At 38.4% G+C, this 26,935-nt stretch carries 20 protein-coding genes and 2 pseudogenes; 12 read left to right on the top strand and 10 right to left on the bottom strand.

Annotation, left to right across the window (positions count from 1 at the left end; translation table 11 throughout):
* Positions 1-256 precede the first annotated feature (256 nt).
* Positions 257-1,828, top strand: coding sequence for an AAA-like domain-containing protein (locus GTQ43_RS08895; RefSeq protein ID WP_265272266.1), 1,572 nt, complete (start codon positions 257-259; stop codon positions 1,826-1,828).
* Positions 1,829-1,839: 11 nt separating this feature from the next.
* On the opposite strand, the gene GTQ43_RS08890 is transcribed toward GTQ43_RS08895, so the two are convergent.
* Positions 1,840-3,102 carry an RNA-guided endonuclease InsQ/TnpB family protein gene (locus tag GTQ43_RS08890; RefSeq protein ID WP_265272265.1) on the bottom strand — a complete coding sequence of 421 codons (1,263 nt, stop codon included), beginning with the start codon at positions 3,100-3,102 and terminating at the stop codon, positions 1,840-1,842.
* 16 nt (positions 3,103-3,118) lie between these two features.
* Between GTQ43_RS08890 and GTQ43_RS08885 the strand changes: the two genes are divergently transcribed.
* Positions 3,119-3,259: a ribbon-helix-helix protein, CopG family gene (locus tag GTQ43_RS08885; RefSeq protein ID WP_265272264.1), complete on the top strand. Its 141-nt coding sequence runs from the start codon at positions 3,119-3,121 to the stop codon at positions 3,257-3,259.
* A gap of 124 nt (positions 3,260-3,383) precedes the next feature.
* On the opposite strand, the gene GTQ43_RS08880 is transcribed toward GTQ43_RS08885, so the two are convergent.
* From GTQ43_RS08880 to GTQ43_RS08870, 4 genes and pseudogenes are all read right to left on the bottom strand, one after another.
* Positions 3,384-3,800 (bottom strand): helix-turn-helix domain-containing protein, encoded by a 417-nt coding sequence (locus GTQ43_RS08880; protein WP_265272263.1) that lies wholly within the window; start codon positions 3,798-3,800, stop codon positions 3,384-3,386.
* Positions 3,784-3,870, bottom strand: a pseudogene (locus GTQ43_RS41720) (type II toxin-antitoxin system HigB family toxin); the annotation flags it as partial. The gene GTQ43_RS08880 and the pseudogene GTQ43_RS41720, both read right to left, overlap by 17 nt.
* A gap of 221 nt (positions 3,871-4,091) precedes the next feature.
* Positions 4,092-4,280, bottom strand: coding sequence for a type II toxin-antitoxin system HicA family toxin (locus tag GTQ43_RS41715; RefSeq protein WP_414859095.1), 189 nt, complete (start codon positions 4,278-4,280; stop codon positions 4,092-4,094).
* A 123-nt stretch (positions 4,281-4,403) separates the two neighbouring features.
* A pseudogene (locus tag GTQ43_RS08870) lies at positions 4,404-4,636 on the bottom strand (type II toxin-antitoxin system HicB family antitoxin); the annotation flags it as partial.
* 245 nt (positions 4,637-4,881) lie between these two features.
* On the opposite strand from GTQ43_RS08870, the gene recQ reads away from it, so the two are divergent.
* Together recQ and GTQ43_RS08860 are read left to right on the top strand one after the other, a co-directional pair.
* Entirely contained in the window at positions 4,882-7,044 is a 2,163-nt protein-coding gene (gene recQ / locus GTQ43_RS08865; protein ID WP_265272262.1) for a DNA helicase RecQ, read from the top strand.
* Positions 7,045-7,453: 409 nt separating this feature from the next.
* The gene (locus GTQ43_RS08860) at positions 7,454-8,143 is read left to right on the top strand and encodes an ATP-dependent Zn protease (protein WP_265272261.1); all 690 of its coding nucleotides are present in this window, start codon (positions 7,454-7,456) and stop codon (positions 8,141-8,143) included.
* A gap of 43 nt (positions 8,144-8,186) precedes the next feature.
* Here the strand turns inward: GTQ43_RS08860 and GTQ43_RS08855 are convergent, their stop codons facing one another.
* Complete coding sequence (locus tag GTQ43_RS08855) at positions 8,187-9,209, bottom strand: GGDEF domain-containing protein (protein WP_265272260.1); 1,023 nt, start codon at positions 9,207-9,209, stop codon at positions 8,187-8,189.
* Positions 9,210-10,788: 1,579 nt separating this feature from the next.
* Between GTQ43_RS08855 and alaS the strand changes: the two genes are divergently transcribed.
* Complete coding sequence (gene alaS, locus GTQ43_RS08845) at positions 10,789-13,431, top strand: alanine--tRNA ligase (protein WP_265272259.1); 2,643 nt, start codon at positions 10,789-10,791, stop codon at positions 13,429-13,431.
* A 155-nt stretch (positions 13,432-13,586) separates the two neighbouring features.
* Here the strand turns inward: alaS and GTQ43_RS08840 are convergent, their stop codons facing one another.
* The 4 genes from GTQ43_RS08840 to GTQ43_RS08825 all read right to left on the bottom strand — a co-directional run bounded on the left by GTQ43_RS08840 (position 13,587) and on the right by GTQ43_RS08825 (position 16,577).
* Complete coding sequence (locus GTQ43_RS08840; protein ID WP_265272258.1) at positions 13,587-14,081, bottom strand: ureidoglycolate lyase; 495 nt, start codon at positions 14,079-14,081, stop codon at positions 13,587-13,589.
* A 120-nt stretch (positions 14,082-14,201) separates the two neighbouring features.
* The gene (locus tag GTQ43_RS08835; RefSeq protein WP_265272257.1) at positions 14,202-15,221 is read right to left on the bottom strand and encodes an RNA polymerase sigma factor, RpoD/SigA family; all 1,020 of its coding nucleotides are present in this window, start codon (positions 15,219-15,221) and stop codon (positions 14,202-14,204) included.
* 523 nt (positions 15,222-15,744) lie between these two features.
* Positions 15,745-16,008, bottom strand: a complete 264-nt coding sequence (locus tag GTQ43_RS08830) for a DUF3172 domain-containing protein (protein ID WP_265272256.1) — start codon at positions 16,006-16,008, stop codon at positions 15,745-15,747.
* Between the two features lie 152 nt (positions 16,009-16,160).
* Positions 16,161-16,577, bottom strand: a complete 417-nt coding sequence (locus tag GTQ43_RS08825) for a hypothetical protein (RefSeq protein WP_265272255.1) — start codon at positions 16,575-16,577, stop codon at positions 16,161-16,163.
* A gap of 1,080 nt (positions 16,578-17,657) precedes the next feature.
* On the opposite strand from GTQ43_RS08825, the gene GTQ43_RS08820 reads away from it, so the two are divergent.
* The 7 genes from GTQ43_RS08820 (at position 17,658) to GTQ43_RS08790 (ending at position 26,910) form a co-directional block, all read left to right on the top strand.
* Positions 17,658-19,862, top strand: a complete 2,205-nt coding sequence (locus GTQ43_RS08820; protein ID WP_265272254.1) for a GumC family protein — start codon at positions 17,658-17,660, stop codon at positions 19,860-19,862.
* Between the two features lie 77 nt (positions 19,863-19,939).
* Positions 19,940-20,899 (top strand): glycosyltransferase family 2 protein, encoded by a 960-nt coding sequence (locus GTQ43_RS08815; protein ID WP_265272253.1) that lies wholly within the window; start codon positions 19,940-19,942, stop codon positions 20,897-20,899.
* Positions 20,900-21,001: 102 nt separating this feature from the next.
* Positions 21,002-22,324 (top strand): flippase, encoded by a 1,323-nt coding sequence (locus tag GTQ43_RS08810; protein ID WP_265272252.1) that lies wholly within the window; start codon positions 21,002-21,004, stop codon positions 22,322-22,324.
* A gap of 62 nt (positions 22,325-22,386) precedes the next feature.
* Positions 22,387-23,313 (top strand): glycosyltransferase family 2 protein, encoded by a 927-nt coding sequence (locus GTQ43_RS08805; protein WP_265272251.1) that lies wholly within the window; start codon positions 22,387-22,389, stop codon positions 23,311-23,313.
* A 32-nt stretch (positions 23,314-23,345) separates the two neighbouring features.
* Positions 23,346-24,584, top strand: coding sequence for an O-antigen ligase family protein (locus GTQ43_RS08800; protein ID WP_265272250.1), 1,239 nt, complete (start codon positions 23,346-23,348; stop codon positions 24,582-24,584).
* 34 nt (positions 24,585-24,618) lie between these two features.
* The gene (locus GTQ43_RS08795) at positions 24,619-25,554 is read left to right on the top strand and encodes a phytanoyl-CoA dioxygenase family protein (protein ID WP_265272249.1); all 936 of its coding nucleotides are present in this window, start codon (positions 24,619-24,621) and stop codon (positions 25,552-25,554) included.
* 102 nt (positions 25,555-25,656) lie between these two features.
* Positions 25,657-26,910, top strand: a complete 1,254-nt coding sequence (locus tag GTQ43_RS08790; protein WP_265273711.1) for a glycosyltransferase family 4 protein — start codon at positions 25,657-25,659, stop codon at positions 26,908-26,910.
* Positions 26,911-26,935 lie beyond the last annotated feature (25 nt).

Genomic DNA, 26,935 nt, shown 5'->3' with positions numbered 1-26,935 from the left:
TCCTTGCTAAGGCTACGGAGTACCACAAGTTATCGAATCACTACCAGTCCTCGAATTACCCCACCCTAACCCTCCCCGTATGTATTGGGGAGGGAACGAGATTCTCTTGTTTCCCCCCAATACATCGGGGGGATTAAGGGGGGTAATTCGACTTGTGTATACACCGTAGCCTTGCTAAGGAGAGGGGTTAAGGGGTGAGGTTTTAAGATGTACTTCAATAGATCGGGAAGCCCTATAATTTAAAATTTTAAATCAAATGAACAGTTATCGATACCAAGTTGGTGGCACTTTAACTACTGACGCTCCCAGCTATATTGAGCGGAGAGCAGATGTGGAAATTTATGAAGCCTTGAAACAAGGTGAATTTTGCTACATCCTAAGCTGTAGGCAAATGGGCAAATCTTCACTTATGGTAAAAACAAAACATCGCTTACAACAAGAAGGTTTTAGATGTGCCACCGTTGACATGACTAATATTGGTTGCGAAAATATAACTCCAGAACAGTGGTATAAAGGAGTTGTAGGCGATCTATGGTTGGGTTTTAAACTGTTAGGAAAAGTAAATTTAAAAACATGGTGGCAAGAACAAAATGATATTTCTTGGATTCAGAAACTTAGCCGCTTTATTTCGGAAATCCTGTTAGCTCAGTTTCCTAACGAAAGACTATTCATTTTCATTGATGAAATTGATAGTATTCTCAGTCTTAATTTCTCTGTTGATGACTTTTTTAGCTTCATTAGGTTCTGTTATAATCAACGAGCAATTAATCCCGAATATCATCGGATTACATTTGCAATTTTTGGTGTTGCTACGCCTTCAGATTTAATTTTATATTCAAATCATACTACACCGTTTAATTTTGGCAAAGCCATTCGCGTCAATGGTTTCACATTTGAAGAAGCTCAACCACTATCTTTAGGGCTGGATATTAAAGACAATAATCCTCAGAAAGTTTTGAAAGAAGTATTAAGTTGGACAAAAGGGCAACCATTTCTTACTCAAAAGCTGTGTCGGCTGATTGTGAGTTTATCTCAAGATGATGTAGGTAGAACGCTAAAAATTCCCCCAGGCACAGAAGAATTTTGGATAGAAAATGTGGTGCGATCGCACATCATCGATAAATGGGAATCACAAGATGAACCGGAGCATTTGCGGACAATTCGCGATCGCATCCTCAGCAACGAACAAATTACCGCCAGATTGCTAGGAATTTATCAGCAAGTCCTCCAAGGAGTAGAAGTTTCAGCCGACGATAGTCGAGAACAGGTAGAACTGTTGTTGTCTGGTTTGGTGGTGAAAAAGCAAGGTTTTCTCCAAATCAAAAACCGAATTTATCAAGAAGTTTTCAATTTAGAATGGGTTGGAAAAAAATTAGCTTATTTGCGCCCCTATTACGAAACCTTCAATGCATGGATAGCCTCAAAGGAAACAGATGAATCTCGCTTATTACGTGGAAAAGCTTTAATTGATGCTCAGATTTGGGCAAATGGCAAAAGCTTGAGCAATTTAGATTATAGATTTCTAGCTGCTAGTGAAGAATTAGATCGGCGGGAAATGCAGCAAGCATTAGAAGCTGAACGTGCTAGAGAAGTTGAAGCACGACTTGCAGAACAACAAAAAAGGCTAATTCAACAAAAGAAAGCTTCTACAATAGTCACACTCTTGCTTGCAGGTATGACAATCAAATTGGCGATTTCTATAGTATGGGGAGTGTCACTTTTAAGAAAGATTGATGCTTTAGAATCACAGTTAAAATGTAACCAGATAGGGCATCAGAGGAAAGTAATAACGGCAAGTTCTAGGTTAGGTGACAACTCTCACCGCTAACTGCTTTTCAGTTAGCGGGAGCATCTCAGATTCACAAATGAGACTTGCTGCTTCGTAGGCTGGGTATCCCCTAAGCCTCCACAGCCAGGAATCGGTAGTCCAACCGATCCACGTTTCAAAAGATTCAATGCGGCGTTCCAGTCGCGGTCAATGACCAATCCACAAGAACAACTATGAACACGGACGGCCATTGTTTTTTCAACTCTTTCACCACAACTCGAACAATTAATACTCGTGCCTCTAGGGTCAACTCCAAGTGTCAGCTTGCCGCGTTTTACCGCTACTGCTTGCATGATTTCCAGGAACGTACCCCACGCAACATCTAGTATTGACTTAGCTAATCGTGTTCTAGCTAATCCTCTAATGTTCAAGGTTTCAAAAACAATCAAATCGTATGAGTTAACTAACCAATGAGCTACATGATAATGAAACTCTTTTCTTTGCCGAGCAACGTGCAAATGAAGCTTTGCAACTTTATTGGATTGCTTGCTGTGATTGTTAGACCCTTTGACTTTACGTGCAAGTTTGCGCTGTTGACGGGCTAATTTTGATTGTGACGAACGATAATACTGCGGCACTTCAATACTTTGTCCATCAGCAGTGGTTAAAAACTTTTCTAAACCTACATCTATGCCAGTAACAGTTGTGATTTCATCAATAGATAAAGTATCGGGAACAGTCTTGTCTTCTAAAGAAAAACTACAATACCATCCATCAGCTTTAACAAGAATCGTCGCCTGTTTAATCTCAAAACCGTCTGGAATTGGTCGATGTAAGATAACCTCAATCTCACCAATCTTGGATAATTTGAGAATATTACCTGTTAGGTGTGCGCCAGCTTTGGGTGAATTAACACGGGGGAATGTAAACGAACTTATATCACCACGCTTTTTAAAACGTGGTCTTCCTCCTCGCTTGCCTTTTTTGTCAGGTGTTAACCATCGTTTCCACGCCTTGTCCAACCGCATTAAATTTTGTTGTTGGCAGTCGGCATAAATGTTTTTGTAATCGGGGAATAGCTCTTTGGTTTGCTTGAGGTTGCTTGCTTGTGTATAGTAATCTGCTTTATCTGGTATCTTTCCAATTGGTTCAGAAACTAAGCTACATCGGTCAATCTGCGATCTTGTACGTCTTAGCCAGTTCAACCTTTCCCCTAGTGCGTAGTTCCAATGGCGACGCAGCAACTCGCCCCAAGATTCAAGAATGACAACTTGTTCGGGAGTAGGGTTGAGTTTGAACTGATAAGTTAGTAGCATAGAACTATTGTACAGCATTATTCCGTACTTTTGTATGACTATTCGCATAGATATCAGGCTTCCAGAACAAGAACTAGAGATATTAAAAACCTACTGCCAAGAACAAGATAGAACTCAAACAGAGGTAATCCGTGAATTTATTCGTAGCCTTAGAAAGAAAACCAAAAATCAATGAATTGGTAACTATTGGGGCATCGAACCCCAATAGTTACCCTCCTATCCCCCTCACCGCCAAGCAACGCTTAGGCGGGAGTACCCCGGAGGCTTAGATGGATGCTGACTAAATTTTTGATTTTAGATTAAATAAAATCAAAAGCCGTTATAGAAAGTCCAGAATAATGGTCATTAAAAAACTTAGCTAGTGACTCTGCTTGAGATTGGTTAATTTTCCGTTGACCATTAACCACTTCCCTAACAATGTCAACAGTTCCAAAAACCCCGGCTAAAGAATTTGGTTCCACATCAAACTCATGCATAAGGGATTCCAAAGTAGCCACAGGTTTTGATTCACCCATCGAAAAATGACGTTCTTCGTAATTCTCAATTAGAAGAACCAACAACTCAAAAATTGCATTTTCTGCCTCTGTCAACTCGCCAGACATCATCCCCTCTACTGCTGTTAAGGCTCTGTTATATTCCTGTTCTGTTTTAATTGGCTTAGGCTGATACTGAATCAGTAAGTCAGTATCAGCTTGTTGACTAAAAGTAGGGATCATCTTTCCACCTTTCCTTATCGTATTCAGGATGGGTAAGAACGTATTTAATAAAAATTGTCTGGCTGGAATATCTAAGGCATCAAGTAAAAATAAGTAGTGTGAGCATCTTGCTCACGCGGGCAAGATGCCCACACTACAAATATTAAATTGTTCAACTTATTTTTACACGACTCCTAAGAGGATGTTTGAAAAGTCATGATTGATGTGTCAAATATTTTTTACCCCACCCTAACCCTCCCCTTTATAAGGGGAGGGAACTAGATTTCTTTTTCCCCCCTTTATAAGGGGGGATTAAGGGGGGTAATTCGACTTGTGTATACACGGTAGCCAATACATCGGGGGGATTAAGGGGGGTAACAATTCGATTAAAATCACAACATAGTAAATAGCATGATTCCCCTTTTGACGGTCAAGATAAAAACCTAAATTTTCGATGACTTTGATAAATTCTTTAGCTTTGACACTGGGAAAATTGCTCATGCCAAGATACTTGTACCAATTTAATGTGAAGCTGCACTAAATGAGTAAATCTCTATTCTTGTCGCTCTTGGCGTACTTGGCGGTTCGTTTAATATTCTGTGCATCTTCACACAGAATTGGTATTAATGGCTTAACAATTAAATCATCTCTAGGAATTGATAGATTATCAGCCCTTAACTTTCAATATATAATTCAATAGCTTCTGTAATATTATCTATGGCCTCTTCAAAAGAATCTCCCTGAGAATGACAACTTTTTAGGATTGGACAAAAAGCGTGATAACCTCCATCTGATTCTTTTTCCAGAAGAACTGTGTAATTATAAATTTGTTTATTATTGTCCGTATATTTTAAGATTGTTTGGGAACCACCTACTTTTATCTCAGCACGATTCCATCATAAAGGCTTTTAAGTTATGTTGCTGAAAGCAGTGCGATCGCCGATTTTGTAGCAACTGTCTTGAAAGTTAAGCGTCGGCGTAGCCCGTCGTAGACATCGCTAACAGAAACGCAGTGTCTAACCAAAGCTGCCGAAAATGTGAGTTAAAATGCTGATATCTTTAACAACTACTCACGCAGAACGCCCCGGAAAAAGCGATCGCTATGCTTCAGTATCCCCATCTCGAACAAGCGCTAAAATATCACTTCGGTTATGACAGATTCCGCCCCGGACAACGGCAAATTATCGAAGATGCGCTGCAAAATCGAGATTTAATGGTTGTGATGCCGACTGGTGGGGGAAAATCTTTGTGTTTTCAGCTACCAGCGTTGTTAAAAAATGGACTAACTGTGGTAGTGTCGCCGTTAATTGCTTTGATGCAAGACCAAGTAGAAGCACTGCGAAATAATAATATTAACGCCACATTTCTCAATAGCAGTTTGAATGCTTATCAAGTGCGATCGCGCGAAGAAGCCATCCTCAACGGGAAAGTAAAATTACTATACGTCGCCCCTGAACGTCTCCTCAGTGAAAGGTTTCTCCCATTTATCGATTTAGTTAAAGAAAAAATCGGTATTTCTAGCTTTGCTATTGATGAAGCGCACTGCGTTTCGGAATGGGGACACGATTTCCGTCCAGAATATCGCCAGTTAAAATCTCTGCGGAAACGCTATCCTGATGTTCCTACCGTAGCCCTCACCGCTACAGCAACCGATCGCGTCCGTAGTGATATCATTCAACAACTAGGACTAAAGCAACCAAGCATCCATCTTGCTAGTTTTAACCGGGAAAATCTTTATTACGAAGTTCGTCCTAAAACTAAATATGCTTACGCTGAGTTATTAGAACTAATTCGCGAAAGTGAAGGTTCGACAATTATTTATGCTTTAACGCGGAAAAAAGTTGATGAACTAACTTTTAAATTGCAAAATGATAAAGTTGTTGTTCTGCCTTATCACGCCGGATTAACTGATGAGGAACGTAGTAGTAATCAAACGCGATTTATTCGAGATGATGTCCGGGTGATGGTGGCAACAGTCGCCTTTGGCATGGGAATTAATAAACCCGATGTGCGGCTGGTAGTTCACTTTGATATGCCCAGAAATATAGAAAGTTATTATCAAGAATCGGGTAGGGCAGGTAGAGACGGAGAACCATCTCGGTGTACAATATTTTTCAGCTTTGGTGATGTTAAAACAATTGAATGGAGTATCGATCAAAAAACTGACCCTCAAGAACAGTTGATTGCTAAACAACAACTGCGGCAGATGATCGATTACGCTGAAGGCACTGATTGTCGGCGAACAATTCAACTGGGTTATTTTGGAGAAAGATTTCCTGGGAATTGCGGTAACTGTGACAATTGTCGTCATCCCAAACCCATGCAAGATTGGACAGTTGAAGCCATGAAGTTTTTATCTTGTGTGGCGCGTTGCAAAGAAAGATTTGGGATGCTACACATAATCGATGTGTTGCGGGGGGCAAAAAAAGACAAAATTCTCCAGTACGAACACGATAAACTTTCCACCTACGGTATTGGCAAAGATAGAACTCTAGATGAATGGCGAATGTTGGGGCGATCGCTTTTACATCAAGGGTTAATAGAACAAACTAGCGATGGTTACTCAGTTTTGAAACTCAACGCCCACAGTTGGGAAGTAATGCGAAAACAACGTACAGTTTCGCTAGCTGTAACCACAGTCCAAAAAATTACCTGGGAACAGGGGAGTGAAAAAGCAGAAGAAGCAGAAGTATTATTGCAGAAGTTGCGATCGCTACGGAAACAATTAGCTGACGAACAATCTGTACCACCTTACGTCATCTTCCACGATTCCACTTTAAAATTGATGGTACAGGTGCAACCCCAAAACTTAGGTGAATTTGCCAAACTTTCTGGTGTAGGTAGTCACAAACTCGCTCAATATGGCGAAAAGTTTATTACAGAAATCTGTGCCTACCGTCAAGAAAAAGGTTTGCAAAATAAATCGGCTAAGAATAATTATATATCCTCTCCTAACTCATCTTCTTACACTGAATTACAGACATTACAATTACATCAACAAGGTTTAAATATCGCTCAAATTGCCCAAAAACGCAACCTTAGTCCGGCAACAGTTAGCAATCATCTAGAAAAACTAATTGAGAAAAATCAGCCAGTTGATTTAAATCAATTAATACCTCTAGAACATCAACAAAAAATTTGGCAAGTTTTAGAAGTACTCGGTGATATTTCCCTCACTCCCATCAAAGAACAGCTAGGTGAAAGCTACTCTTTTGATGAAATTCGTTTAGTACGGAGTAAGTGGCGGCGGGAAAATCGCAAGTGAGAATTTAATTAGTATGAATATAGTGTTTTCTAATCAAATGAGTACCAAAAATGCTTAACTGAATTTTGTTTAAGTATTCCTATTTACTCATATAGGACTAATATTTGATTTTTGAATAAAATTAGGTATTGTAGGATGTGTTAGTGGAAAGTACGGCATCATCCCAAGCTGATGGTGCGTTACGACGTTCCGTCTAACACAACCCCAGTTCGCTCAAGTCAAGCCACTGCCTTGCGGAGGTTCCCCCTGTTGTGGCAAGTGGCGCGGGAAACCCTTTCGGCAGTTCCTTTTGTGGGAAACCCCGAAGATCGGACTGCCTCACCACACGACTGGCTTCCCTACAGATACTTGTATCTTTTTAGAAATCAAACCGGATTCCTACATTTAAGTTGTACTCAGAAAACTCTCAATGAGCCAGACTACTTTAAATTTAGTTGCAATATCTATCTTTCTCATGACCCTATCGGTACTAGTGGGGCCATTCTTGAATTTGTCGCCAGCAGTGCCGGCACTTGCAACCTTCACGATTTTAGGCATAGCTACGTTAGATAGTTTTAGCTTGCAAGGCAAGGGTGGTACTATTTTTTTAGATTGGATTGCTGGTTTTTCTAGCGAACATCGCGATCGCATCGTCCATCACGAAGCAGGGCATTTTTTGGTTGCTTACCTGTTGGGTATTCCCGTTACCGGCTACACACTCAGCGCTTGGGAAGCCTGGAAACAGGGGCAACCTGGGCAAGGTGGCGTTAGCTTTGATGATAGCGAATTAGCATCTCAATTAGAAGTGGGTAAAATCAGTGCCCAAATGCTAGACCGTTACTGTACTGTTTGGATGGCTGGGATTGCTGCTGAAACCCTAGTTTTTAATAATGCTGAGGGTGGATCTGATGATAAAAACAAGCTGATAGGAGTCTTGACAATTTTGGGTTTTTCTGAATCAGTTTATCAACAGAAATTGCGGTTTCATGCCCTCCAAGCAAAAACCCTACTGCAAGAAAATTGGTCTAGCTACGAGGCTTTAGTTAATGCCATGCGACAACGCACTTCGGTAGAAGATTGTCATGCTGAGTTAGGAGACGCGATTAATCGCCTCTCTTAGGAATTATAAATATTAGCTCTTCACTAATTCCCAATGCCCACCTTTAAGAGGAAACAGCTTTTAAATGTGAAATATGAGATAAGTAGCTTGAGTGAATAACCCGATTACGCCCAGTATTTTTAGCCTGTAACAGACATTGATCGGCACGATTGAGCAAACTCTCTCCCTGCTCATCATCGTCAGTTTGCAGACTTGCTGTGCCTATACTTATAGTAATATTAATTATCAGTTTATTGCTAAGTGCAAATGGTTCGTCGCTGACTACGCGATTAAGACGACGGGCTACTAATAGTGCTTCTTCATCAGTAGTATTAGCCAGAAGAATCACAAATTCTTCACCACCATAGCGAAATGCTGTGTCTTGACAGCGCAGATTGTGTCGCAGACGCTGACATAATACTTGTAAAATGCGATCGCCTACTAAATGCCCGTGAGTATCGTTAACTTTCTTGAAATGATCTACATCCAGAATAATCAAACTCAAGGAAGTTTTTTCAGTTCTAGCTCTTTTAATTTGCCTGGGTAAGTCCCATTCTAACGCACGACGATTATTTAATTCTGTCAACGAATCGGCTAAAGCGATCGAAGATAACATATCATTTGTCCGAATCAAATCTCGGTATTTTTGTGCTTTTCGCAAGCCAACAGTCAATTGAGCAAGTATTAATCCATGATTGGCGGTTAACTCTGCCAAGCTATAATCTGTTTTTTCATCAATCAGATGCCAAATATAAGCATCGGCTCCTTGCTTTAGGGCCGCAGCACTCATCTCTAATTCCCTATGCCAACCCTTATTTCTATCAGTAAGCTGTTGGGAACGATCCTCGAAAAGAATACAGTATATCCAGGATAGTTTTGTCTGCTCTTTCAACCAAATGCACAGTTCCATACTGCCATCCAGACTAGCCTGTATAAGTATTATATCGGGCGGCGTTGTTTTAATGCGCGATACTACTTGATTTAAATTGTCCATAACTTCTACACTAAAGGCAGTCGCATAACGAATCTGATCTGGAAGTGTGGCGATAAAATTATTTTTTCCAAAGACCAGAAGAGAAATATTCATTGCTTTATTTTTTATCCTATTTAAATTTTAAAGACATTTAATTGATTAACTTACTGCGATTATTACCTAATACTAAATATGATTTTTTAGGCTAGGTTTTATTTCTGAATATATAATTTTTTTTATACCGAATCTACAATAATTTTCCAAATTTCATCTCCTTGTAAGGCTTTATTTTTACTGCTAGAGTTTCTGAAATATCTACTTCTGACAACTAATGTCTTCTTTACATTATGTTTTTCAAACAGTAAAAATACTGAATAATATTTGGGTGCATAAAAACTATCCCCGTGGTTTCTTAGGTGTTATTTTTCTAGGAAAATTGCCAAAATAAATAGTTTAGAATAGCTATCATATTAGATAACAAATTTTCTTTTTTTGGAGAAAAATAAATAATCTATAAAGATTTTTCATTCGCTGTTCAAAATCAAAGTTTTATTATTGAATAATAAATGTTATTTCTCATAGACAAATTTAGTCTTTTTTTGTATAAACTAGGCTTTCATCAAGTATTAAATTGGGAGTGAAATTGCAGAAACAATGCAAATTAATAGATAGTATAACTCTCTCCAGCTATGAATAGGAGCTTTCCTGCAAAAACATATCCTACAATTACAGAGCGAATTTATAGGGTAAAAAAATCACAACTTATGTGTATGTGAAACTTGGCTTTAGAATGTGTTAGTAAGAGAAATAAAATGTCCCTGCCTACGTGCTTTATCTCTATTTGTTTACTTAATTCACATATTTTTTTTAATTACTTGCAATATCGTAAATCTAGAAAACAAAGCGAAATAAAAAGCTTGATGTCAAAACCTGACCCTAATATAGGTAAATTAAGTAATTGGATAGAATTAATTACACAATATCATTGCGAATGAAGCGTAAAGCCTTCGGCATAGCTTCGCTTAACGCGGTAGCATCTCGTAGAGATAGCGTAATGAAGCAATTCGCTTGCGGTTGGGATTGCAACGCTGTGCTCGCAATGACTGTAAATATTTTTGTCCAACTACTTGCTTGTATTCTCCTCTTATAAAGGGCAGAATAAATATAAAAAAATTTTCTTTGCGTACATGAGATATTAAAATCTAAACTTCTGTGAAAAGCTAGAATCGGCTCAATAACCTTTAACAGCATAACCAGCAGCAACAATTACGTGTTTGATTTACTCCTCAGAAGCTGTGGATTACACTGTGAAAGTTTTACATCCACCTTAGTCTCAGGTTCTATAACGTCGGTGGATTCAGTAATTATTTCTGCACATCCCTCACAAGCAACATTTGATACTTTCAGTTTTAGTGTCAGTTGCTACCCTAATACGTGATTTTTAAAGTATTTCTTAAGGATTAATCTTAAAGACCAAAATGCGATGTCTACGATGGGCTACGCCTACGCATACCCTGCCAGAGTTCAGAATAATAGTCTAAAGGCATCTTCATCACTGCATATAGCTCATCGACTGGCACAATTTGCTGGCGGTAATATGAAACAAAATGCAAGAATATATAAAGCTATTTATGAAAATACACTTACCTAGTGCCGCTAGACCCAAATCTAAAGTCTAAAGTTAAAAACACCTATGTCTTCAAATCCTCAGTACCTAAGCGGTAACGAAATTCGCAACACATTCCTCAACTTCTTTGCCCAACGGAGTCACCAAATCCTCCCAAGTGCCTCTCTCGTGCCAGAAGATCCAACCGTACTGCTGACGATCGCGGGGATGCTACCATTTAAACCGATATTCTTGGGGCAGAGGACACCAGAATTTAAGCGGGCTACGACTTCGCAAAAGTGTATCCGTACCAACGACATCGAAAATGTCGGACGCACTAAACGGCATCATACGTTTTTTGAGATGCTGGGTAATTTCAGCTTTGGTGATTATTTTAAAGAACAAGCGATCGCTTGGGGTTGGGAAATCTCCACACAAGTCTTTGGCTTTTCCCCCCAAAATCTCGTTGTCAGCGTTTTTAAAGATGATGATGAAGCTTTTGCTATCTGGCGCGATCAAATCGGTGTGCCGGTAGCGAGAATTAAACGCTTGGGCGAAGATGATAACTTTTGGGTATCTGGCCCGACTGGCCCTTGTGGCCCTTGTTCCGAAATATATTACGACTTCCACCCAGAACGCGGTGACGAAAATATCGATTTAGAAGACGATTCCCGGTTCATCGAGTTTTATAATCTCGTGTTCATGCAATATAACCGGGATGCTTCCGGTAATTTAACACCACTGCAAAACAAGAACATCGACACCGGTATGGGTTTGGAGAGAATGGCACAAATTCTCCAAAAAGTACCCAATAACTACGAAACTGACCTAATTTTCCCAATTATTCAAACAGCCGCTCAAATTGCTGGCATTGATTACCACAGCAGCGATGAGAAAACCAAAGTTTCTCTAAAAGTTATTGGCGATCATGTTCGTTCTGTTGTCCACATGATTGCTGATGAAATTCGCGCTTCCAATGTGGGAAGGGGTTATGTGTTGCGGCGATTAATTCGGCGCGTGGTGCGTCATGGGCGATTAATTGGGATTTCTGGTGAATTTACTACCCAAGTTGCGGAAACTGCGATCGCACTTTCTGAATCAGCTTACCCCAATGTCCGCCAACGGGAAGCAGCAATTAAAGCTGAATTGCAACGAGAAGAATCCAATTTTCTCAGAACTCTCGATAGAGGCGAAAAACTTCTAGAAGAAATCATCCAAGAGGTAAAACAGCGAGGGAATACTCAAATTAGTGGTGAAAGTGCATTTACCCTTTATGATACCTACGGATTTCCCCTCGAACTTACTCAAGAGGTTGCCGAAGAAAATAATCTCACAGTTGATGTTGAGGGATTTGAGGCGCAAATGGAAATTCAGAAAGGACGTGGTAGAGATGCACACGAAACCATCGATTTAACTGTGCAAGGTTCCCTCGATAAGCTAGCAGAACACATCCAAGTCACCGAGTTTTTAGGCTATACCCAATCTGCAACGACGGCGAAAGTCGAAGCGATTTTGGTAGAAGGTGTTTCCCAAGAGGAAGCAGAAGCGGGAACACAGGTACAAATTATTCTTGATAAAACGCCATTTTATGCTGAATCCGGGGGACAAATCGGCGATCGCGGTTATATCTCTGGTGATGGTATAGTAGTTCGCGTTGAAGACGTGAAAAAAGAATCTGATTTCTTTGTTCACTTCGGACGCATCGAACGCGGTACACTGCGCGTAGGCGATCGCGTCACTGCCCAAATCGATCCGGATTGTCGCCGTCGCGCCCAAGCTAACCATACTGCAACGCATCTGTTACAAGCAGCGTTGAAAAAAATTGTTGATGATAGCATATCTCAAGCAGGTTCCCTGGTTTCCTTTGATCGGTTGCGCTTTGATTTCAACTGTCCCCGTGCTTTGACAGCAGAGGAAGTGCAACAAATTGAAGAACAGGTAAACACTTGGATTGCCCAAGCACATGCTGCAAAGGTGGAAGTATTACCAATAGCCGAGGCGAAAGCTAAGGGTGCTGTTGCCATGTTCGGCGAAAAATACGGCGAGGAAGTGCGGGTGATTGACTTCCCTAACGTATCAATGGAACTGTGCGGTGGAACTCATGTCAGCAATACGGCTGAAATTGGCGTTTTCAAAATTATCTCAGAAGCTGGCGTAGCTTCTGGAGTGCGGCGCATTGAAGCTGTTTCAGGGCCAGCAATCCTAGATTATCTCAACCTGCGGGATAAAGTAGTTAAAGATTTGAGCGATCGCTTTAAAGTTAAACCCGAAGAATTACCAGACAGAATTACAAGTCTGCAAAGCGAACTCAGAACTAGCCAAAAGGAATTGGAAACCTTGAAGGTACAGTTAGCGATCGCTAAATCTGACAGCTTGCTACAAACAGCCGAAATTGTAGGCGATCATAAAATTATCGTCGCCCAATTAGAAGATGTCGATCCAGAATCATTAAAAACCGCAGCCGAACGCTTACTGCAAAAAATCGGTAACGGTGCAGTGGTGCTGGGTTCTGTTCCCGAAGCCGATAAGGTAAGCATAGTTGCAGCTTTTAGTCAAGAAGTCAACAAAAAAGGTTTACAAGCCGGTAAATTTGTTGGTGCGATCGCTAAAATCTGCGGTGGCGGCGGCGGCGGAAGACCAAACTTAGCCCAAGCTGGCGGACGCGATGCGAGTAAATTACCAGATGCGTTGGCACAAGCGGAAAGTGAGTTAAAGTCGGCATTGGGTTAAAACTCTTTGTTACAGCACCTGTCGTAGGGGCAATTCATGAATTGCCCCTACGAAAAATCACGACTTTCTCCTCTCTGTGTCGCGCCAGTTGCTACAAGTCGGGGAACCCGCCCAACGCACTGGCTTCTCTGTGCCTCTGTGGTTCGTTGATTTCTTTAAACCATCTCAAACTCTAATTGATGACTCTTAAAAAAATCATGAGTGAAATGATCCACCACATTCGTATCAGCTAATTCCAAATTATAAAAATCCACAACTTCATGGTCAAAATGGGGGCCAGCATGCCAAGTTCCCTCATGTAGCTTGATAAAACAATTCCCCGGAACGTGGAAAGCAGCAATCTCTTCTAAAGCTGGTTCATTCACATCATTATGAGGAGGACAAACAGCAATTAACCAATCCTTACCTTCCAAAGAACCCAGACATTGAGTGCATTGCAGATGGCGAGTAATGTTGTGAAACTTTCGCCCTCTCTTCTCCAACCGCATAATATAAAATCGTGGAATTCCATTTTGCAGGTTTAACTGGGCATCTTCCACATCGTAACCTTTGCCATCAACACTTGCAAAAATTACCTGTCCATAACGCCGAAAGTTTTCAGAATTCACCCATTGCGCTTGCAATTGTTGCACTGTCTTTGATGTGCCCATATCAAAATCTTTGAGAGAGATTACTTAGGTTTATTTTCCCCCAAAATGACTGAATTTTATACATACAGTCATTATGGTGATGTCCTGAGTCTCAATCCTCTAAATTGTAGAAAAATAGCCTCAACTGGCTAGATAACTACGTACTTGTTCCTTTTGTCGTCGGAGGAGACTGAGAGCTTTTTGCTCAATCTGACGTACCCGTTCTCGACTAATCCCCATGCGATCGCCAATTTGTGCTAAAGAAAGTTCGTAGCCATCAGTCAAACCAAAGCGCAAGGTTAATATTTCTCGCTGTTGGGGAGACAGCTTTGCTAACAAATCGTGTAAATCTTGGTGGAGAGATTCTTCAACAGCATAGTCTTCAGGAGAAGGGCCGTCATCTTCTAGAATATCCTGTAATTCTGTATCTTGTTGTTCCCCAACTCGCGCCTCTAGCGAGAAAGGTTGACGCGCCAAGTACAAACACTCTCTAACTTGGCTAGGTGTCAAAGATAACGCATTGGCAATTTCAGCAGTAGTGGGAACGCGACCTAGCTGTTGAGATAATTCTCGCTGTACCCGTTTAATTTTGTTCAGTTTCTCAAAAACATGGATCGGTAAACGAATAGTCCGTCCTTGTTGAGCGATCGCTCGCGTGATTCCTTGACGAATCCACCAGTAAGCGTAGGTAGAAAACTTATAACCAAGAGCAGGATCAAACTTATCCACTCCTCGCTCTAAACCCAAAGTTCCTTCTTGAATTAGATCCATAAATTCCAGATTGCGGTGCTGGTATTTTTTCGCCACAGCCACCACCAACCGGAGATTAGCCTGAATCATTTTTTGCTTGGCTTGGTGTCCTTGACTTAGCTGTTGTTCTAGCACTTCAACACCTAACTCCGCCCGATCTGCCCATTCTTGCAGCGTGGGTTCGTGGTCTAATTTCACAGCCAATTCTTCCTTAGCAGCTAATAAATTCATCATCAGCTGCACTTGTTGGGCAAAAATAACCTCTTGTTCGCGAGTCAACAAATCTACACGCCCGATTTCTTGCAGATAACTACGCACAATATCATCTGTAGCTCGAGGTTTTTTATCTGCGGCTAAACTTTTTTTCTTCGTTTTTTGAACTTCGGTAGGTGGAGATGTTAAGTTGCTCATGGTTATTTGCTCCTCTGTAACCTCATCAATTTATTGGTATCAAGTCTAGATATTCAGACCCATAGCCATTTCACACTGCTAATCATATCAATTGGCAATACTGATGAATTCTGGTCTATGATACATCACAAGTCAATTGTTGGAGATAATAAACCCAAAATCAACCCACCCCCTAATACTAACATTATCGCCAGTCACAAATCAATTCCCCAAAGTATTATCACTATATCCTTTGAAGTAATTACACTCGTTTCTTAGGGGAAATCGCATATCTTCAAACACAATTATGTTTAGTTCAATTATCAGATGTAGTTAATGGAAAAAATGAGAACTTGACCAAGCAATGATTTCATTTCCACAAGATAATTTAATAACAGCAAATATCAAAACAATTCAAAAATTTTAAATCATGGAGTTTTTAAACTTTTAATAGTCTTGCTGTACTTCTATGTAATTATAATTAAGTGGAATTAATTAAACACAAAATATCTATTTTTTAACTCTATTTTTTTAGATAATCAAATCATATCAAGCTGTGTACATAGCGGGCGATCGCTAAACACCAACGAAAACACTGCTCCTGCTCAAGAACAGCCTTCTTTAAGAGTGTGGTTATTTGTAATAAAGGATTTAGGATCGAAAAGACGCAGGTATCTGTGACAATTGCACTTGTGTCATACTGCACGCAGACATCTGCATTGAATGCGGTATTATTGATCTGATAGCTATAAGAAATATTTTTGGAAATAAAAGTACTAGCAGTAGCACCAAGTATAATACTTGGCAATACAACAATACCTCCCTAGCTTACTTACTGCCGTAGGCATCGCTACTAATATCCTAATTGAAGCGAAAAGATTTACGTTTAAAGGTGGATAGTTAATTTTTACATAACATACTTAAACAATAAGATTCCCCTATGTTAAAAGAATTTCGATATCAAAATTTAGTAACTGTCACACTAATACCAGAATCGAGTTTGGGAATCTTAAGATACTCAATTGGTTCAGTACCTTGAGAACTTTGGGTATTTGGTGGCTTCTGACATTGCTTAAAGAAAGCGCCGGGATTATTAATAAACTCAAGCGGGTTCATATTTTTGCATCCTCGCTCCTGTATTAGCGAAATTGATTCAGCAGTTTGTTTGGAATTATTAGTCTGTCCTGTAAAATTACTCCATGTAGTGGTAATTGTCGCGGGTTCCGTCAATAAAGCTCCAGCCTGACTGCGATCGTAAAATGGCTCCTTCGGAGCATTACCTGTTGTGATGGGAACATTTTCTTGGTTAGCATAGACACTCTGAGGTAGAACGAGTGCGCTAATCAGAACGACTAAGGTCATAAAAGAAGATTTCATTAATTCAATCTCTTAATATCAGTTTAATAATTACAATTGGGTAGATACAGACACCAAACAATAGCAGTCTAGCTTGAGTACTTCACATTAACACAGGTACTAAGTAGTATGGCTAAACTTCATTAAAAATATAGTGGAATCCAGTTGTATATGGACTTTTGTCTACAAGGAGGTAGTTGAGTAATCCATCCTCTAACAAATCAGAATTTGACACTCTCCTGTTACCTCCCTAGCGTTATAACTGTGCTAATTCATATTTCGTTACCCTACTACTAGCCGTTTATCTCTCCTACGTGTTACTATACGGTTACACAAATAAGACAACATCAATATCCTTTAGATAAATCTTGAAAGGCTTATTTTGCGCGGATTGCAGAATATAAACAAGGTGATTGCAAGTTTACAGGTAAACCTAAAATACTGGGATGTAAACCCAAGGACAGAAACTATGTTGTAATTTTCACACAGAAAGCCAGACCAAAAAAACCTTTCGCTAGCCTAGGCAAATTAAACCAAGTACGAGTTATTACAACTTTCATCCTAAAATTATACAATTCTAGTATTGCTAGTCCCGTATTATTCCCAAAATTGAGCATTATTCAAAGCAGAAATTAATTGTTGCTGAAAGCTGTTAAGAATCTTGCGTAAATAGCCATACAGTCTTTTCAAGTATCTCTTTTCACTACACAAAGCTTACCTTTAAAATGCTTTTCCTTGGAAGTTGGCAAAATTGCTATATTCCTTACCCTGAAGCTATTAGTTCCTCTTATATTTCCAATATAAGAGGAACTAGTCGTAAACATACTGAAGTATTATTGTGAATTTTTTGTAAAGTTACTCAATTAAGTGTTCTTACATAATATGATATTGGATGTTGGATTACTAATCAACAATCACATCAGTTTTATGTTGATAATACTGAGTCACTCAAAAAAGTAGGACGTTAATAAATCACGAACAAGATTGTGAGTTATTCTGTTGTTTCTTTCAAAAGGGAAGTGACAGAATAACGGCGATAAAATATCGGGGAAAATCTACCATAAATAGTTTTAGGTTTTAAAAATTTATAATTTTATTATTATGACGATGGAATCTTTACCACAATTTGAAGAAGTAAGTATTCAGAAATATTTAGAAGTTATTCAACGGCGTTGGCTACCTCTAGTTGGAATTTTTAGCATAGCTGTTACTCTTGGATGCTTGTATGCATTTTCATTAAAACCCTCATACAAAGCAGAAGGAAGTTTGATGATTAAAACAAATCGTTCTTCCTCACTTACAGGGGTATCAGAAGACATAGGAAAATTGGAAGCTTTGAATCTGAATGATAATCCCCTAGAAACTCAGGTGAGAGTTATTGGCTCAAATCCAGTGATTGGCAAAACAATTAATTCACTTCAACTCAAAGATAATAAAGGCAAACTACTTTCGATTCCAGACTTGGCAAACCAACTAAAAATAGAAGGAATCAAAGGTACTGATGTTGTACAACTTTCTTATAAAAGCACTAATCCTGAACTGGCTGCCAAAATCGTCAATGAAGTTATCAAAAGTTATATCGACCTAAATATAAAAGCTAATCAGGATGAAGCACGGACAGCCAAAGAGGTTCTTGTAACAGAAGTACCCAAAGCAGAGGAAATTGTTACAAGAGCTGAATCCAAACTGCGGATATTTAAAGAACAGAATAAAATTGTTGTTCTAGAACAAGAAGCAGCCGCAGCAGTCGAGACAATTTCTAAGTTAGGAAACCAGCTTTCTGAATCTCAAGCTCAACTCAATAATGTTACGGGTCGTTTAGAGCAGTTAACCAGTGAAGCTCAGGTAAATCCGCAGCAAGCTGTAATGGAATCTGAATTAAGTCAAGCACCTGGAGTTCAAACAGTGCTTACCCAACTACAAGAAGCAGAAAGCAAACTGGCAGTAGATCGCACCCGTTTTTCACCTGAACACCCTACAATTATTGACTTACAGGCAAAAGTTGCAGCTCTTCAGAGCTTATTAAAAGAGCGGACAGGACAAGTTGCTGGTAAAGCGCAGATAAGAGAGGGAAGTTTACAGGTTGGACAACTGCGCCAAAGCTTAATTGCAGATATTACTCGTGCTCAGGCAGAGCGTGTCGGTCTAGAAAGACAAATTGACACACTCTCCCAACAACAAGCTGCTTACATCAAACGAGCAAATAATTTGCCAAAGCTAGAACAGAAGCAACGAGAGTTAGAACGAAAACTGCAAGCAGCTCAAACGACTTACGAAACACTATTAAAGAAACGCCAAGAGATTGAGATTGCACAGAACCAAAAAATTCCTAATGCTCGTGTGATTTCTTTAGCTTTAGTCCCTGAAAAAGCAGAAGGGCCTCGCAAAATCCTGTTTATTGTTGGTGGAGGAGCAGTTGGTCTTTTCTTAGGTATCATTGTTGCCTTTGCTTTAGACTTGATAGACCGCTCAGTGAAGACAGTTAAAGAAGCGAAAGAAGTCTTGAAATATACTGTTTTAGGAGTGATTCCAACACAAAGTAAAAATGGTAAAGCCCATTCTTCTATAGCAGGAATTGATCGACCTATTCCAAAAATCATTGGTAGAGATATTCCTTACTTTCCTCTTGGTAACGCATACCAAATACTCCAAGTCAACCTGAAATTCCTCTGTTCTGATAAACCACTCAAAAGCATTGTAATTACAAGTTCCGTTGCCAAAGAAGGAAAGTCTGACGTATCTGCAAATTTAGCTGTGACTATGGCTCAGGGGGGGCGTAGAGTGTTGTTAGTAGATGCAGATATGCGTCATCCCATACAGCATCATATTTGGGGGCTAAACAATACATCGGGACTAAGTAATGTCATTCTTGGTCAAGTCTCTTTAGATGCAGTTGTTCAAGAAGTGATGCCTAATCTAGAAGTTCTTACTTCTGGAGTTTTGCATCCCAACCCAGTAGCGATGCTAGATTCTCAAAGAATGGCAACATTGATAAATAACTTTAGCAGAGATTACGATCTAGTTATTTTTGATACGCCACCCTTGTCGGGTATCGCAGATGCTGCTGTTTTAAGCACTCTCACTGATGGTATGCTATTAGTCGTTCGTCCTGGGGTAGTTGACTTAAGCAGTGCGAATGCAGCTAAAGAATTTTTAACTCAGTCAGGACAGAAGGTATTAGGGATAGTAATTAATGGTGTGAATATTAAAAATGAATCTAGTAGTTATTTACCTGAAAGCAAAAAACTACAAATTGAACAAGATTTAGTATCTAGCAGTTTAACCAAATTTACTAAAGAGCGTTAATCGAAATAAATGGCTAATTTTCATGATAGTGTAAGCATTTTAATTTATTTTGCTTTTGATTTGGGAGAAATTTTTATATGGATAAAAACAAAATTATCACGTCTTGTTTAATTAATAACTATAATTACGCTGAATTTGTTTCAGAGGCAATTAATAGTGCTTTAAATCAAACAGTTAAGTTTGATGAAATCATTATTGTTGATGATGCATCTACAGATAATTCTGTGGATGTAATTGCTAAATTTACTCAATCAGAGAATATTAAATGTATCTTCAAAGAAAAAAATCAAGGACAACTATCATCCTTTAATGAAGGTTTTTTAGCTGCAACTGGAGAAATTATATTTTTTTTAGATGCAGATGACATTTATGAACCTCAATATTTAGAAAATGCCCTAAATTTTTATAATAGGCGTAATGAATGTGATTTCTTGTTTTGTGCATATAAGAAATTTGGAGCAGAGGAAGGAACATTCCAAACTAATGCAGTTGATTTAGATTTAGGCTATTCCGTAATCAGAACTTTATGCAATGGTGAATGGATTGGTTCTATAACATCCACACTGTCAATACGTAGAGAAATAATCAGAAAATTTTTACCTATTTCAAACACAGAAGATTGGCGTGTAAGAGCTGATGACTGCCTGGTATGGGGAGCTTCTTTGGTAGGCGCTAAAAAATTTTATATGTCTAACCCTTTGGTGATGTACAGAATACATCAAAACAATCAATATCATAATAAGAAATTTTTAGATATAGACAAAAACTATGAATATAAAAGATTTTGGAAACGCAATTCATTATTTAATTATATCCTTGAAAAAAATTATTTTAGTTTACCGTTATTATTAGCTTTCACATCTCTAAATGAGCTAAAAACAATACCATGTCCGAAAAATCAAGATTTTATTTCCTATTTGAAAATAATATTTCTATTTGAGCGTAATTTTTACTGGAAAATTAAGGGAATTATTTTGTTATTCAACTACTTTTTAAAAATTTTCATGGCTGGTAAATTAAAAAATAGTAACCGATGATTGTGTGAAATTCTAGGTTAACTTAATCTATTTTGATCAATTTAGCAAGCTAGGAAAAATTTACATATTGTATAGAGAGTATCACATGGTTAATAAAAGGTAATGCTAAGTAAATTAAGACTTAAAAGCCTATCGCAATTTAAATCTCGTTCTGGGCTACGTGCAATTATTGCTAATACAGGTTGGTTGTTTGCCGATCGCATTCTCCGTATGGGTGCAAGCTTGGTAGTAGGAGTATGGGTAGCACGTTATTTAGGAGTGCAGCAGTATGGTCTCTTTAACTATGCTTTAGCCTTTGTTAGCTTATTTAGTCCAGTTTTTACTTTAGGACTAGATGATGTTGTAGTTCGCCATATTGTCCGTCAATCATCAGACAAAGAGGAAATTTTAGGAACGACTTTTTGGCTAAAATTGCTAGGTGGAATTGCTTCTGTCTTATTAGCAGTTAGCAGTATGTTTTTCTTAGGTGAGCATGAAACACTGAAGATATGGCTAGTTGCAATTTTAGCAATGGTAGGAATTTTTAGGGCGGCTGATACTATTGAACTGTGGTTTCAATCACAGGTGCAGTCAAAATACAGCGTGATCGCTAGAAATATAGCTTTTCTCCTAAATACTCTCATCAAAATAGCACTAATTTTAACGAAAGCACCATTGTTAGCTTTTGCTTGGGTAACATTAGCCGAATTTGTAATGAGTGGGATTGGCTTGCTGATTGTTTACCAAGTCAGAGGAGCTTCAGTGTTGTCATGGCGTTGGAGTTTCTCTGCTGCTAAAACTCTTTTGAAAGAGAGTTTACCCCTAATTTTTTCGGGGTTCGCTATCATGATTTTTATGAGAATCGATCAGGTAATGTTAGGTCAACTGATCGGAAATAGCGAGGTTGGTATTTATTCTGCTGCTGTCCGTGTTTCGGAAATTTGGTATTTTATTCCGGCTGCTATTGTCTCTTCAGTTGCTCCTTCAATTTACGCAGCTAAGGAAAAATCTGAAAGTCTTTATTATCAGAGGATAGGACAATTACTCCGTCTATTGACGTGTATATCTTTTGCAATTGCTCTGCCAATGACATTCCTATCCGAAAGGATAATTATGATGATGTTTGGAAGCGGTTATGCACAAGCAGGGCCAATATTAGCAGTTCATATTTGGACTTCTTTGTTTGTATTTATGGGTCTTGCAACATCACCGTGGTTTATTGCTGAAGGTTTGAACCACGTTTCTTTAGGTAAAACTTTATTTGGTGCCATACTAAATATTTTTCTCAATTTCTTCCTGATTCCTAAATATGGAGGACTTGGAGCTGCGATCGCAACAATCATATCTCAAGCTTCTGCTGCTTTTCTGTGCAATGCATTTGATAAAAGAACCCAAAAAATATTTAATATTCAGTTGCGATCGCTTCTTCTTTTTTATAAAACTTGATTATTATTCATAATTCCTCTTTAAAGTTTCCATTTCAAGTACATTAATAAGATTAATAAAATATGCAAACACCAGTAACTTTTATTATTTTCAAGCGCCCACAAAAAACAGAGAAAGTTTTTGAAGCTATTCGCCAAGCGAAGCCAAAAAAACTTTTTGTAATTGCAGATGGCCCCCGCACCGACCGCGAAGGTGAGGTAGAAAAATGTGAACAAGCGAGGGCAATCATTGAGAGAGTTGATTGGGAATGTGAAGTTATCAAGAATTATTCTGATATCAATTTAGGTTGTGCGAAAAGAGTATCTAGTGGTTTAGATTGGGTATTTAATAATGTTGAAGAGACAATTATTTTAGAAGATGATTGTATTCCTCACTCGACTTTTTTCAGATTTAGTGGAGAACTGCTAGAAAAATATAGAAACGATACTAGAATTGCAACAATTTCTGCCCAAAATGTTCAATTCGGACGAAAACGCACAAATTATAGTTACTATTTTTCTCGTTATAACCACTGCTGGGGTTGGGCAAGTTGGAGACGTGCTTGGCAACATTATGATTTGACTATCAAACTTTGGAAAGAGGTGCAAGCAGAAAATATTTTACATGATATTCTTGCAGACGCGAAAGCAGTAAATTATTGGCAGCGAATATTTCAGTCTGTTTATAACAATCCTACAGGTATAACCTGGGATTATCAATGGACATTTGCTTGCTGGATGCAAGGGAGTTTAAGCATTATTCCCAATGTCAATTTAATTTCTAATGTTGGTGTTGGTGCAGATGCAACTCATTTCACTTCCAATCAAGAATTTTCATTTATCAATATGTCTATGGAAGCAATGGAATTTCCATTAAAGCATCCACCGTTTATTGTGAGGAATATAGAGGCAGATATTTTTACCCAGAAAACAGTCTATAAAGCAACTGCATTGGATATTTTTAAAGAAGAATTGAAGAAAAAATTAAATTACTCAATAGTCAAAAAATAGCAACTTATCTAGTCAATTAATAGATAAATGAAATGTCAGAAACTAAGGTAAGATTAACAGAAAAAATATTAACTGTCTTGCTATTGCTCATTACTGTAGGGGCATTAACAATACACCCTGCACAAGAAATATCTACATCTACCCTTGGAGGCGATAAACTAGATACTATATTTAATATAGTTTCATATTTGATTCTATTTTATTTTCTACTTATATACTGGAAAGGCTTTCTTTATGTAATTACTAAAAGTCCCTTACAGTTTATTTTACTAACAATAGTTGTATTTTCTCTTTTGTGGTCACAAGACCTAAGTTCTAGTCTTACTTATATGAGAGGTCTAATCAGACTATATTTTCTGGCAATCTATTTAGCAATGCGTTATTCCCTGCGGGAACAAATGAGACTCATCGCTTGGGCGCTTGGTACAGCTGCAATATTATCTATGTTCTTTTCTGCATTCATACCAGGTTATATTCACCAATCACCTGAATTAGGAGGTATGTGGAGTGGAATTTATGGTCATAAAAATGAATTAGGATACATGATGGCTTGGAGCGCAGGAGTTTTTTTGCACCTTGCTATTAGTGGTCATAGATATCGCTGGTTGATGTGGGCGGTGTGTGGGATATCTATATGTTTAATTATCCTCTCACGTTCAACAACTTCTCTGACTATTCTATTAACAATGATATTACTTTTACCTTTTTATAAATCTTTTCAAAAAACTAATTATAAATTACAAGTTATTATGATTACTTCAGCTTTAATGATCCTCATTGTTTCTTCAGTATTACTTATTAATAATGCCGACACTGTAGTTGGTACTTCTGGTAAAGACCTTACCTTTAATGGACGCTCCGATCTGTGGGAGCTAGTGATGTCCAAGATTTGGGAAAGACCTTGGCTAGGTTATGGATTCTCTGGATTTTGGACTAGTAATGCTGCATCTAATCTAAGAGCTACTTATGATTGGGCAAGTAATGCTCATAATGGTTTTTTAGAACTATTACTAGAATTAGGATTTTTAGGTTTTTTGACTTTTGTCGCAGGGTTTGTCCGGTTCTTTGTAATGGCATTGACTCGAATTATTTATGTAGCCAAAAAACCAGAAGATTATTGGCCAATGCAAATGCTAATTATCATTGTCATCGTTAATTTCTCAGAAGCAAGACTATTAACTCCCAGTTGGAATTGGTTGATGTATGTCACAACCTCATTATCTTTGACTCTTAGCTCTCAACAAATGCCTTTTAGAAAGTCGTTATCTTAATTAAGATTAAGTAAATTTACAGGAGTAATGAATCATGTCACAAACTTTTTTGCCAAACGAAACTCAACATATTAAAAACTACTATGAAGAAAATGGTTATGTAATTGTTAAAAATGTTACTTCCGAAAATAAAATTACAGATTTCATCAATAGATATGAGGCTTTTAAGATATCGAAAAACTATTACTTCCGGTCTCAGGATACTAATAGACCAGAAAAGCTTTCTATCAATGAACAAGGATTTATAGAGCGTTCTATTCTTAATCCACTAGATCTCGTATTTCAAAAAGATTTTTGTCAATCAGCATCAAATATTATTTGCTCAAATTCTGTCTCTCAGCTATTGAAAACACTTACAGATAAACAAAAACACACTGTATGGCAAACAATGTTCTTTGATAAATCTACTGGCACGGTAGCTCACCAAGATCATTACTATTTAGATAGCGATCCTGCTGGTCACTTAGTTGCATGCTGGTATGCACTTGAAGATATCCAAGAGGATGCAGGTGCTTTTTTTGTAATTCCTAAAACCCACAAGGGGACTGTAGTTTCTAGAAAGACTGATGTTCCTCTGTTTAGCGATCATGAAGAATATGCCCAAAACATTCAAAAATTAGTTAGAGAACAAAGTTCCCAAGCACAGCCATTGCTACTGGAAAAAGGTTCAGTTCTCTTCTGGCATCCTTTTTTAATTCATGGTGCTTTTCAAAATGTCAATCCGAACCATTCCAGAAAATCTTTTACTGCTCACTTTTTACCAGAAGGCTATAGCCGATTAGGAATTTCTAAAATTAAACCCACTGTAGCTTCAATTAATCCAGATATTACGTTTTGGAAAAAAAACTTGCTTCATCATGCAGAAGCTAGTGTTAGATATTGGCGCTACTGGCTACAAGTCAACTTAAGACCAAAGTCTCAGCGTCCTTACTTGGAAATGCGTTCAGCAAAATATTCAGAGCTTAAATAGTTTTAGCCTATAACGACTTAAGTCGGTAAAGGTTGTGGTGTGCCGTGGAGCCACAACATCAGTTAATTAGCGATTCACGAGAATGCAAAAAAACTTATGGCGATGAATATCTTACTAATTAATACATCTGATATCAATGGTGGTGCTGCTCGTGCTACTTATCGGTTGCATCAAGGATTAAGACATATTGGTGTTAACTCACAGATGCTTGTGCAAGAGAAAATTACTAATGACAAAACAGTAATTGCACCCGAAATTAGGCTATTTCAAGGAATCGCACGAGCAAAACTAACATTTGAAGCCTTGCCATTAAAGTTTTATCGGAAGCGGATTAATGGCTCATTTTCTATTCAGTGGTTGCCAGATACTGTTATTTCTAAAGTTGCAATAATAGCTCCCGATATTATCCATTTGCATTGGATTAGAGCAGGATTTATGCAGATAGAAACAATTGCCAAGCTGAAGCAACCTTTAGTTTGGACTCTTCATGATATGGGAGACTTTACTGGAGGATGTCATGTTGCTGGGGAGTGCGATCGCTACAAAATATCCTGTGGAGCTTGTCCTCAACTCAACAGTGGTAATGAATGGGATTTATCCCGTTGGATATGGTGGCGCAAAGTAAAAGCTTGGAAAAATATTAATTTAACGCTGGTTTCGCCAAGTTCTTGGTTAGCAGAGTGCGCTCGTTCTAGTTCTCTGTTCCAAAATTTCCGAATCGAAGTGATTCCTCACGGATTGGATACTCAAAAATATCGACCTATCAATCAATATTTTGCCCGCGAAACACTCTATCTTCCCCAGGATAAGAAGCTAATTCTCTTTGGAGCAATAGAGGCAACAAGTGATAAAAATAAAGGGTTTCATCTGTTACAACCAGCCCTACAAGAATTAAGTCATTCTGGCTGGAAGGATAATTTAGAAGTTGTAATTTTTGGAGCATCTCAACCTGAAAAACCACCTGATTTAGGCTTTAAAACTCACTACTTAGGACATTTACATGATGATATATCTTTAGCAACTCTTTACTCAGCAGCTGATGTAATGATTGTACCGTCCCTGCAAGAATCTTTTGGACAGACAGCTTCTGAATCACTCGCTTGTGGTACTCCAGTTGTTGCATTTAATGCAACTGGTTTAAAAGATATTGTTGACCATCAGCAAAATGGCTATTTAGCTAAACCTTATCAAGTTGAGGATTTAGCCAAAGGAATTGCTTGGGTACTTGAAGATGAGGAGAGGCTGCAAAAACTGTCATTTTATGCTCGTGAAAAAGCCGAGCAAGAATTCACTTTGGAACTTCAAGCACATCGTTACTCTGCTTTATTTCAGGAAATCATTGATGGAAGCAAATAAATCTTCATTTAGGAATTAATTTAGG

Source organism: Nostoc sp. KVJ3 (genome assembly GCF_026127265.1).
Taxonomy (GTDB): domain Bacteria; phylum Cyanobacteriota; class Cyanobacteriia; order Cyanobacteriales; family Nostocaceae; genus Nostoc.
Note: the sequence above shows the minus strand (reverse complement) of the source record. Positions and strands in the feature narration are given on the sequence as shown.

Excerpts from the sequence above, each read along its gene's own strand:
- GTQ43_RS08895 (WP_265272266.1), top strand. The coding sequence starts at position 257 with ATGAACAGTTATCGATACCAAGTTGGTGGCACTTTAACTACTGACGCT.
- GTQ43_RS08890 (WP_265272265.1), bottom strand. The coding sequence starts at position 3,102 with ATGCTGTACAATAGTTCTATGCTACTAACTTATCAGTTCAAACTCAAC.
- GTQ43_RS08885 (WP_265272264.1), top strand. The coding sequence starts at position 3,119 with ATGACTATTCGCATAGATATCAGGCTTCCAGAACAAGAACTAGAGATA.
- GTQ43_RS08880 (WP_265272263.1), bottom strand. The coding sequence starts at position 3,800 with ATGATCCCTACTTTTAGTCAACAAGCTGATACTGACTTACTGATTCAG.
- GTQ43_RS41715 (WP_414859095.1), bottom strand. The coding sequence starts at position 4,280 with ATGAGCAATTTTCCCAGTGTCAAAGCTAAAGAATTTATCAAAGTCATC.
- recQ (WP_265272262.1), top strand. The coding sequence starts at position 4,882 with ATGCTTCAGTATCCCCATCTCGAACAAGCGCTAAAATATCACTTCGGT.
- GTQ43_RS08860 (WP_265272261.1), top strand. The coding sequence starts at position 7,454 with ATGAGCCAGACTACTTTAAATTTAGTTGCAATATCTATCTTTCTCATG.
- GTQ43_RS08855 (WP_265272260.1), bottom strand. The coding sequence starts at position 9,209 with ATGAATATTTCTCTTCTGGTCTTTGGAAAAAATAATTTTATCGCCACA.
- alaS (WP_265272259.1), top strand. The coding sequence starts at position 10,789 with ATGTCTTCAAATCCTCAGTACCTAAGCGGTAACGAAATTCGCAACACA.
- GTQ43_RS08840 (WP_265272258.1), bottom strand. The coding sequence starts at position 14,081 with ATGGGCACATCAAAGACAGTGCAACAATTGCAAGCGCAATGGGTGAAT.
- GTQ43_RS08835 (WP_265272257.1), bottom strand. The coding sequence starts at position 15,221 with ATGAGCAACTTAACATCTCCACCTACCGAAGTTCAAAAAACGAAGAAA.
- GTQ43_RS08825 (WP_265272255.1), bottom strand. The coding sequence starts at position 16,577 with ATGAAATCTTCTTTTATGACCTTAGTCGTTCTGATTAGCGCACTCGTT.
- GTQ43_RS08820 (WP_265272254.1), top strand. The coding sequence starts at position 17,658 with ATGACGATGGAATCTTTACCACAATTTGAAGAAGTAAGTATTCAGAAA.
- GTQ43_RS08815 (WP_265272253.1), top strand. The coding sequence starts at position 19,940 with ATGGATAAAAACAAAATTATCACGTCTTGTTTAATTAATAACTATAAT.
- GTQ43_RS08810 (WP_265272252.1), top strand. The coding sequence starts at position 21,002 with ATGCTAAGTAAATTAAGACTTAAAAGCCTATCGCAATTTAAATCTCGT.
- GTQ43_RS08805 (WP_265272251.1), top strand. The coding sequence starts at position 22,387 with ATGCAAACACCAGTAACTTTTATTATTTTCAAGCGCCCACAAAAAACA.
- GTQ43_RS08800 (WP_265272250.1), top strand. The coding sequence starts at position 23,346 with ATGTCAGAAACTAAGGTAAGATTAACAGAAAAAATATTAACTGTCTTG.
- GTQ43_RS08795 (WP_265272249.1), top strand. The coding sequence starts at position 24,619 with ATGTCACAAACTTTTTTGCCAAACGAAACTCAACATATTAAAAACTAC.
- GTQ43_RS08790 (WP_265273711.1), top strand. The coding sequence starts at position 25,657 with ATGAATATCTTACTAATTAATACATCTGATATCAATGGTGGTGCTGCT.